The following is a 9468-nucleotide window of genomic DNA, read 5'->3' as shown; positions in this document are numbered from 1 at the left end:
CACCACCGTGCCATGGCCGCTCGCCCTTCAGAGCAAGCGCCGTTCTCTCTCCAAAACTTTTTGCAGAACCTTCAGGACACTATCCGCGGTGCGTTTCTCAGAGCCCCTTAGAGACTGCCCCAGCCATAGACCGTTGCGGCCGGGTCAGACGGCCTCGCGGTTGAGATGAACTGCAATTGAATTGCGCTCCACCAAGCGGGCCGCAAGGACACGGTGCTCGAAAGGTAACGTGGCCTCCGCCAACCTCTTCAAGAGAAGCTCCGCTGCCGCCGCTCCAATCAAATGTGCCGGCTGCGCGATGGCTGTGATACCCTGGGTCACGAACTGCATCCAGTCGAGATCGTCGAAGCAGAGCAGCGAAACGTCTCCTGGAATCGCAAGCTTCAATGCGGAAATGGCCTCCAGAACCCCTGTCGACATCACACCATCGGCCGTAAACAGAGCGGACGGTGCATTGCGCATTGTCAGCAGATCGAGCGCCTCCTTGCGGGCTGCCTCGCTAGAATAGACCGCCACGCGACGGATCAACTGCGGATCCGGCGTAATGCCCGCGGCGCGATGGGCTTCGAGATAACCCAATAGTCTCTGCCAGCTTGGATGATGGTAGCGAAGATCAGCGCTGGAGAGATCAACGTTTGCCACAAACGAGCCAACATCGTCGCGTTGGCCCGGCCCGAGTTCCGCCAATATTCCGATGCGGCTGTGTCCGGCCGCTATCATCGCCGCGATGCTGCTATGCGTTACAGAAACGTTGTCGACCACGACTGAATCGGTTTCCAGGCCCGCCACCATGCGGTCGAACTGCACGACGGGACAGCGAGCCGCGACTGCTTCACGAAGATGATCCGGCTCGTCCACGAAGGTCGATGAGACAATTAAACCGTCGACCTGCTTTTCCAGCAGCAGTTGCACCGCCTCTTGCTCGAGTTCGGCATTTTCATCACTGTTCGTAACGATAACCCCGAAGCCGCCACGGCGCGCGACATCCCCTATTCCGCGCAGCACGCTGGCGTAGAATGGGCTTTCGATGTCGCCAACCACAACGCCGATAGTCTGCGTTTTACCGGTGATCAGACCTTTGGCAAGGCGATTGGGGCGGTAGCCCAGCTCAGCTGCTGCGGCCCGCACCTTCTCCTGAACCTCGGGGCTGCTGTAGCCGTAGTCACCAAGAACACGCCCGGCCGTGGCGGAACTCACCCCGGCCCGGCGAGCGACCTCTATGATAGTTGCGTTTTTGGGTAATCTTTGAGTCACTCGGCAAACCTACCGCCCATGCGCGCGTTGTGCCGGCGACCTAGCGGCAGTTAAGCCCGCCCCGCAAGGCCGAACACCGGAACAGCCGCCGTTGCGCACACCATTGCAATCACAGCACCTCGGACAAAAAGCGCCCAAGACGCGGGCTTTGCGGGTTATCAAATAGGTCCTCTGGTCGGCCTGCCTCGACAATTCGCCCCTCGTCCATGAATACGACCTGGTTCGCGACCTTGCGGGCGAAATTCATCTCGTGTGTTACGACCACCATCGTCATCCCGCCCCGACCGAGATCGGCCATCAAGTTCAGGACGCCTTTGACCAATTCCGGATCGAGCGCGCTGGTGACTTCGTCGAACAGCATAATCTCGGGTTCGAGGGCCAGGGCGCGCGCGATGGCCACCCGCTGCTGTTGCCCGCCCGAGAGATTGGCCGGCCGATGGTCCTTACGCTCCAGCAGTCCGACTTCATTCAGCCTCGCCAAGGCCGCGCCCTCAGCCTCCTCGCGCGACATGCGTTTAACTTTGCGAAGCGCCAAGGTGATGTTGGCGAGCGCGCTGCGGTCGGGGAACAGATTGAACTGCTGGAAAACCATGCCGACGCGCCGCCGGAGTTGGTCAGGGGTCTGTTTGTAGATGCTTTCGCCATCGAGCAGAATGTCACCGGCTCGACACTCTACGAGGCGGTTGAGGCAACGCAGCAAGGTCGACTTGCCCGAGCCGGATGGACCGATGAGGCAGGTGACGGTCCCCGGCTCCACTTTCAGACTGACGTCATGGAGGACCTGGACGGCGCCATAGGCCATGTCGATATTCTTGACCTCAATACCGCCACCCTTGAAGCGTGTGGGCTCTGCTGCAGGCAACGTCGCTGTGCCCGGCACGCCCGCTTCGGCAAGCTCGGCGACTTCCTTGAGGCCACTTTGCACAGCGGTGATACGTTTGCCGACGCGCATGCGCGCGTCGATGTAATTGACGAGGTGGGTTAGCGGCACCGTGATCACGAGATAGAACACGCCGGCCAGCAACAGCGGCGACAAGTTGCCGGTCAGCACGGCTTGGTCCTGGCCGACGCGGAACAGTTCGCGTTCGGAGGCGAGCAGACCAAGGAAATAGACCAGGCTGGAGTCCTTGACGTTGCCGATGAACTGGTTGACCAGTGCGGGCAGGACGCGGCGGATGCCTTGCGGGATCACCACCAAGCGCATGCCTTGGCCATAGGTCATGCCGAGAGTGCGGGTGGCGTCGATCTGACCACGCTCGACGCTCTGAATGCCGGCGCGGAAAATCTCCCCGATATAGGCGCCGGCGATCAGGCTGAGCGCCAGAATGCCCAGCGGATAAGGCGATGGACCGAACAGATCTCGGCCCAATCGCGCGAAGCCTTGGCCAATGATTAGGATTGTGACGATGGCAGGAAGCCCGCGGAAGATATCGGTGTAGACTCGGGCAAGGAGTTTCAGCGGCCGGTTCTCGGAAATCCCCATCACGGCGAGTACGATACCGATCAGCGTCCCGAAAAACGTCGAGGCAAGGGCCAGGATCAGGGTGTTCTTGAGGCCGACCATCACCATGTTCGGCAGAACTTCTGCCATCGCCTGGAAATCAAGAAAGCTGCGGGCGAAGTTGTCGAACCAGCTCATATCAAGTCCATCTATAACTCGGCCGGGCACCGTTGCTCACGGGCCCGGCCGGAAACGCTAACGAATACGCGCGAATTTACTTCTTTGGCAGATATTGATCCGGCATCGGGGTACCCGGGAACCATTTCTCGTGAAGCCGTTTCCAGGTGCCATCGTCCATGGCCTCTCGCAATGCCTTGTTGAGCGCTTCTCGGAAGGCGTCGTTGCCCTTCTTGACCACGAAACCGGCTGGCGCATCGAAGGACGGCACGTTCATTGTTATCTTCAGGTTCTTATAGCGCTCCACATACTGCTTGGCCGACTCATAGTCAGTGAAATGCCCATCGATCGTCCCGTTGTTCAGCGCCGCCACGGCAGTGTTGTTGTCCGGGAATTTGACGATGTCGCCCTTCAGATTCTTCTCGGCATAGATTTCCTGCAACGTCCCCTGGATCACGCCAATGCGCTTTCCGGCGGTGCTCTCATTGCTCGTCAGAGCCGGATCAGGCGAAATGATCGACAGGTAGCCAGCGAGATAGCCGTCGCCAAAATCCACGGTCTTCTTGCGCTCCGCGGTCGTGCCAATGGCGGCGACAGCGACGTCGAAGCGACCGTTGGCGACAGAGGGCAGCAGGGCCGAGAATTCCTGACCGGTGAAAACGACCTGCTCCTCCTTGAACCCGAGCCGGCGCGCTACGTCGCGGAAGAGTTCAGCGTCGAAACCGGTGAAGTTGCCGTTGGCGTCGGTGAAGACATAGGGTTTCGCATCGCCCATGGTTCCGACGCTGATCACCGTCGGGTCGATGAGGTTGTAGGGGTTGTCGGCCGCTTTTGCCTGCGTTGATGCGGCCAACGTGCCAAGTCCTGTCACCAGCGCGATCGTCAGCGCCAGACCGGATTTCACAAATTGGCGCCTGCTCGAATTCGTTTGCATGTCTTCTCCTCTTACGATTGGCCGAAGTCGGCCTGCGGTCCCACTCGACGACCCATCCATCAAAACGCTCTTTCATGGCGTTGGTTAGATGAATGAGAACGTTATCACTTTGACTAGCATTGTCCATTTCTCGCGTCAATTGCTCAGTTGAATTCCCCAACTAGACGGTTCTCTCGTCTTGAATGCGCCGAGCTCCGCGGAGGACCTCCGGCGTGATCTTTCCTAGATCAATTGCTGCCGCATAGCCGATCGCCCCGTAGTACCGGCAGGTAGCAGCCGCCGCCTCCGCGGCTTGGCTAAGAATGTCCTGAGGCGCCTCTTTCTTAAGCAGGCCGAATAGCGTTCTTGCGATGAAGGTGTCGCCCGCGCCCAGGGTGTCGACGGGTTCGACCAACCGCGCCGGGGTTCGGTAAGAGACGGTGTCGCCGTGAAGCACCGCGCCGGCCCGACCGCGAGTCACAAGAACCCACCTTGAACCAAATGCGAGCAATTCGGCTGCGATTGCGGCCAATTCCTTGTCGTCGAGACCGTCACCCGAGACACAAGCCAGATAGCAATAGGGCCCAATCTCGCGTCGGTGTCCCGGTTCCCGGCGGGTGGAAAAATCATAAGACAACAGTGACTTACTTGATACAGCGGCAACCCACGGGTCCAAACCGCTGGACTGGCCGATGTGGACGGCCTGAAAACCCGAGAGAAAATCCAGATCTTCTTGCGTCGGCGTGAACACCGAAACTCCGAGATCGAAGTCCAGGAAAATCCGATCGGCGTTGCGGTGACCTATGAGGCAGTAGGCGGTCGGCCCTTCAAGGCGCCGCAATCGGGTGATGTCCACGCGGTCGGACTTGAGTGCGGCGTGGATCAAGTCCCCTGCCCGGTCTTTGCCGATCGCCCCAACATAGGCCGACTGCCCGCCGAAGCGGCTGACATACACCGAGACATTGAGGCAATTTCCGCCAGGATACATCTCGCCGCGAGCGAGATAACAATCGACCACGTTGTCGCCCATCGCGGCAATCTTGACCATCGCAGGACTTTCAGTTTAAAGGGTGTGATAACGTTCGCACAATGGCCCGCCATTGTCAATTGTGCGCCGGCCCAAGCTCTGTCAACGAGAAGAGGAACCTAATGATTTTCGCCCTCCCCGCCGACGTTGAACGCGCCCTGGCCGCTACGGCGGGCAGGCAGTTTTCGCATCTATTCCTCGTGGCGTGCGGCGGCTCGCTCTCGATCATGATGGCAGGCAAATACTTTGTCGACCGTCACAGCGGCACATTCGCCTGCGATATCTACAACGCGGATGAGTTCGTCTGCCGAGATCCGCGACGGTTGGGACCTGACGCGCTCGTCGTCCTTTGCTCGCAGACAGGCACCACCCAGGAGACCGTGCGAGCGGCCAATCATGCAAAGGATCAAGGCGCGACGACAATCGGCATGACGCTCGACCAGATATCGCCCCTCGCGCAGGCGGTCGACCACGCAGTCGCCTACCAGGCCTCCTACACGACGGGCAAACCGATCGATGCAGCCCGCAGCAACTACGGCGTGCTCTACATGTTGCTCGCCGGCCTAATCGATGCTCGGGAGGATGCCGGGCTGACCGCCGATCTGCTGATGAGCCTGAGCCATCTTCAGCCGGCGATCGAACGTGCGCACCGGACCTATGCCGACCGGTTTAAGGCCTTCGTACCCCGTTTCGCGCCGCGCAAAGCGATCTACACACTGGCCAGCGGTGCAAGCTACGGTGCGGCGTATTCCTACGCCATCTGCGTGTTGATGGAGATGCAGTGGTACGACTCGCAAGCCATACACGCCAACGAGTTCTTTCACGGCCCGTTCGAGGTGGTGGACCGGGATACTTGCTTCGTGGTCTTGATGGGTTTGGACGAGACGAGGCACCTTACGGAACGCGCTCGCGATTTCCTTTTCAAGCACGGCAGCCGGGAAAACATCCTGGTGCTCGATGGAGCGGAACTCGACCTCAGCGGTATGTCCGAACACATCAAACCCTATCTCGTGCCCTTGGTCTTCTTCGACACTCTATGGCGTTTTGCCTATACGCTGGCTGGTCTGCGCGGCCAGCCGATGCTCGAGGGCCGGCGCTACATGAAGAAGCTCACGGACTACTAGTTCCGCCGCGCTCTGCAGCCATCCAACAACTCCCAGCCCGGCTTCTGCGTAGAAGGATTTTTCTATGACTGCATCCCCAAAACCGCGCCAAGTCGTCGTCATCGGCGCTGGCATCTTCGGCATCTCTTCCGCGCTGCACCTCGCTCGTCTTGGCTTTGATGTAACCATTGTCAACGACGGCGCGCCGGCCAACGGTGCATCCGGCCGTTCACTTTCCTGGCTGAACTCAGCGCGACGTGCTGACACTGCTTACCACCGCTTGAGGCTTGCGGGCATCGACCGTTATCGGACCCTGGCGGCCACAAGGCCGGAAACGGCGTCGTGGCTTCGCTTTGACGGCGGCCTCACCTGGGATGCGGATGATGGGACGAACCAGATCGCCTCCATCTGCCAGCTGGAGCAGGATATTGGTTATGACGCGCTTCTGCTCGGCCCTGCCGAAGTCGGCGCAGTGACGCCCGGTGTCAACGCCAGCGCAATCACCCCGCAGGGTGCCATCTTCAATCCTGGCGAAGGATGGGTTGACCTGCCCTGCCTGATCGATCTGCTGCTCAATGAGTTCCGCTCCCGCGGCGGCAAGCTCGTCCAGAACGCCGGACGCGTGCGGATAGATGCCACAGGTGGTCGCGCGCGTGGCGTCGTCACTGCCGACGGTGTGCCGTTAAAGGCGGATGCAGTGGTCCTTGCCGTTGGGCCAGCGACGCCTGCCATGCTTGCGGAGATCGGAGTTCGTGTCCCCGACGCCACGCCGATTTCACTCCTCTTGAAAACCAAGCCGATCAAGACCGAGCTCCGTGCCGTGCTGAATACGCCGCGCGTGGCGGTGCGCCCGACGCCGGATGGCGAACTTGTTTTGGATTCGGCGTGGTCGGAGGAAGAAGTCGTGGTCAACTCTGATGGAACTTACACCGTGCACGACAAGACCGTCAAAGGACTGCTCGACGAGGCTAGTGCGGTGCTCGAGGGCAATCGGCGGCTCCAACTCGCTACCTATGCAGTTGGCCCGAAGCCCATCCCGGGCGACGGCGAGCCAGTGCTTGGCTCCGTCGAGACCGTCGCCGGGCTTCACGTCGCCTTTAGCCACAGCGGCGCCACGCTTGGATTGATCGTCGGCGAATTGCTTGCCAAAGAAATCGCCTCAGGCAATCCGCATCCCATGCTTGCAACGTTTCGCGCTAGTCGATTCAGCTGAAAGGGCAATTGCGGCAAGGCCGAACTGTCCAAGCGCGGACGCTCAAGGGAGAAGATGAATGCCCCGCAAACTATGGCCAGATAGCCGCTCGCGATCCACTGGAGTGCGCTGAGCGCGACAAGTTGCGCAAGCCTCAATTCAAAGCCAAGAAGATCGAAAGGCAGACTGCACCGAAGAGCCCGGCGGTCTACCTTGTGGGAATTAGGTGCAGTGCAGACTTCCCGCCCTTCACGGGCGCCGCTGACAGCTTGCGGTCAAAGCTGGCAAGTTGGCCGCCTCGCGCCTTGGCGAGCGCGAGAAGGTACGTATCCGTGACCTGTGCCGAAGTCAGGATTTTCGCTGCATCGATGTCGCCGGAGCCAACCAGGCTCACATCGTCGGGCCAGAAGCTGTGCCCGTGCAGAGCCCGCAACTTGGTAACGATTTGCGCAACGATGGCGGGCGAGCCGGGAGAATTAGGATATCTTTGGTTCCCGACGATGCGCAGGACGCCGTTTTCGGTGATCGGACAAGTAGCCCATGCCGCGTTGCCCGTCTCTTCGAACCAGCCATGCGCGTCGCCATAGGCGACGTGACCAGGATCGATCAGTGCGATCAGCACATTGACACCGAGCAGGAAGGTCAAGGCAGTTCGTTTCGCAAGGCGTTGACCGTCTCAAGCGTGACAGGAGGTGCATGCGGCCGAGGCGACAGAAGAGGAATCCCGTTGCGCTCGCCGCCAGCTTGAGGCCGGCGCAGCGAGCGCCGGGCGAGATCGCTAATGACCTCGCCGAGGCTACGACCCTGCTGCCGGGCCATGGCCCTGGCCGCGACCAGGACGTCGTCATCAATCGCCAGTGTGGTTCTCATATCACTCTCCTGACGCGCATCAAACATCACGCATGATGTGGACTAGCTACGTCGGACACTCAAGCGGTGCGAATACCCGGCGGATTTGCGTGGAACACGTTTTGCCGGAAAGATCGTCGCTCCGCGGCTTCAACCTTTATGCGACGAAAACTGCGCCCGCGGTAATCAGCGAAACGCCAAGCCAGTTCGGCAGGGACAATTGTTATCTGAGGAAAACCGCACGGAATACCGTGTCAAGCGCGACGCTTAGCGTGGCGTCACCGAGCAACTCGCCCTCCCACAATGCAGCACCAGGGCTGCGATGACATGTCTTGATCGTGTTGCTGAAGTCGGCCAGATCCTACGTCGATAACGGCCTTGATCAGACCGGACTTCTGCTGCGCCCAGATTGCGATGTCGCGTGGGCTGTCGCGCAGGGTGGTGCGGTGGGTGACAAGCTGGTCGATTGGTATTTTTCCAGCGCGAATCGAGGCAATGACGTGCTGGAAATCGCTACGAGTCGCGTTGCGACTGCCGATCAGCATCATTTCCCGTTTGTGGAACTCTGGATCGGAGAAAGTTATGTCGTCCGGCACGACGCTGACCATCACCATGACGCCGCCATGAGCAACATAGGCAAGGCAGACTGCATCGAACGGCTGTTTCCCGTTGCGTCGAAGACGACGTCGAAACCTGCTCCCGCAGTTCGCGCCGCTATCGTTTCGATGATCGAAGGTCAGCCGCTCGGTATCGACGTCCATGACGGTCACGTTCTGTTGCGCGATTCGCGCAAAAAGCGCCGTGCCGAGGCCGATCGGCCCGGCGCCGATAACCAAGGTGCGAATGCCCGGCCCCGCCATGCATCTGCGGACTGCGTGGGCACCGATGGCCAGAAACTCGACCGTGGCAGCCTCGACCGGTGACAGGCCGGCCGCTGGAATCAAGTTCTGCGCCGGCACGAGAATCTGCTCACTCATGGTACCATCACAGTGCACCCCAAGCACCTCGATCGACATGCAGCAGTTAGGCTTGCCCTGGCGGCAGGCGGCACAATGTCCGCAGGCAAGATAGGGATTGACGAGGATTTGCTCTCCGACCGACAGGTCCACGGGCGCGTTGATTGCCGCGATTGTTCCCGAAACCTCATGGCCCATGACGCGTGGATAGGCGAGGTAAGGATGCCTGCCCTCGAAGATGTGGTAGTCGGTTCCGCATATCCCGACATAGGCGACATTGACCAGTGCCCAGCCCTCCGGCGGAGTGCCTGGTGCCTGCTGTTCCTCAAACACCAGCCTGCCGGGCTCGGCGCATCGCACGACTTTGATGGTGGAGTCCATGATTGTAGTTCCACCCCTTCGCTAAGCTGGAGTCCGGCAACAGAAAGTGGTGCGGCGGGGGGAGCCCCCCGGCCCCCAGTTTGTTAAAAAAAATACTATAAGATTTTGAAGCGGCCCACGACCGCGCCCCGTTTCAAACATGGCTTTTATAAAAAAAACACACCACACGCAAACA

Annotated in this window: 8 protein-coding genes and 1 pseudogene; 2 read left to right on the top strand and 7 right to left on the bottom strand. The window is 60.0% G+C overall.

Annotation, left to right across the window (positions count from 1 at the left end; genetic code table 11):
- Positions 1-144: 144 nt before the first annotated feature.
- The 4 genes from NKH29_RS31995 to NKH29_RS31980 all read right to left on the bottom strand — a co-directional run bounded on the left by NKH29_RS31995 (position 145) and on the right by NKH29_RS31980 (position 4833).
- Complete coding sequence (locus NKH29_RS31995; protein ID WP_023718505.1) at positions 145-1254, bottom strand: LacI family DNA-binding transcriptional regulator; 1110 nt, start codon at positions 1252-1254, stop codon at positions 145-147.
- 109 nt (positions 1255-1363) lie between these two features.
- Positions 1364-2893, bottom strand: coding sequence for an amino acid ABC transporter permease/ATP-binding protein (locus NKH29_RS31990; protein WP_023718506.1), 1530 nt, complete (start codon positions 2891-2893; stop codon positions 1364-1366).
- A 76-nt stretch (positions 2894-2969) separates the two neighbouring features.
- Positions 2970-3806, bottom strand: a complete 837-nt coding sequence (locus NKH29_RS31985) for an ABC transporter substrate-binding protein (RefSeq protein ID WP_352483671.1) — start codon at positions 3804-3806, stop codon at positions 2970-2972.
- Between the two features lie 160 nt (positions 3807-3966).
- Positions 3967-4833, bottom strand: coding sequence for a PfkB family carbohydrate kinase (locus NKH29_RS31980; RefSeq protein ID WP_023718508.1), 867 nt, complete (start codon positions 4831-4833; stop codon positions 3967-3969).
- A 101-nt stretch (positions 4834-4934) separates the two neighbouring features.
- Between NKH29_RS31980 and NKH29_RS31975 the strand changes: the two genes are divergently transcribed.
- Both NKH29_RS31975 and NKH29_RS31970 read left to right on the top strand, forming a co-directional pair.
- Entirely contained in the window at positions 4935-5936 is a 1002-nt protein-coding gene (locus NKH29_RS31975) for an SIS domain-containing protein (RefSeq protein WP_023718509.1), read from the top strand.
- A 64-nt stretch (positions 5937-6000) separates the two neighbouring features.
- The gene (locus NKH29_RS31970) at positions 6001-7128 is read left to right on the top strand and encodes an NAD(P)/FAD-dependent oxidoreductase (protein ID WP_352483672.1); all 1128 of its coding nucleotides are present in this window, start codon (positions 6001-6003) and stop codon (positions 7126-7128) included.
- A gap of 187 nt (positions 7129-7315) precedes the next feature.
- Here NKH29_RS31970 and NKH29_RS31965 read toward each other — a convergent pair whose 3' ends face one another.
- The 3 genes and pseudogenes from NKH29_RS31965 to NKH29_RS31955 all read right to left on the bottom strand — a co-directional run bounded on the left by NKH29_RS31965 (position 7316) and on the right by NKH29_RS31955 (position 9281).
- On the bottom strand, positions 7316-7753 hold the full coding sequence (locus tag NKH29_RS31965) for a TA system VapC family ribonuclease toxin (protein ID WP_023718511.1): 438 nt from the start codon (positions 7751-7753) through the stop codon (positions 7316-7318).
- Positions 7750-7977, bottom strand: coding sequence for a ribbon-helix-helix domain-containing protein (locus NKH29_RS31960; RefSeq protein WP_023718512.1), 228 nt, complete (start codon positions 7975-7977; stop codon positions 7750-7752). The genes NKH29_RS31965 and NKH29_RS31960 overlap by 4 nt, the downstream gene beginning before the upstream one ends.
- Before the next feature lie 257 nt (positions 7978-8234).
- Positions 8235-9281: pseudogene (locus tag NKH29_RS31955) on the bottom strand (zinc-binding alcohol dehydrogenase family protein).
- Positions 9282-9468: the final 187 nt, after the last annotated feature.

This window comes from Mesorhizobium sp. M1295, from assembly GCF_040318135.1.
Taxonomy (GTDB): Bacteria; Pseudomonadota; Alphaproteobacteria; order Rhizobiales; family Rhizobiaceae; genus Mesorhizobium.
The sequence above is the reverse complement of the archived record's forward strand: the minus strand, read 5'-3'. Positions and strand labels throughout refer to the sequence as shown.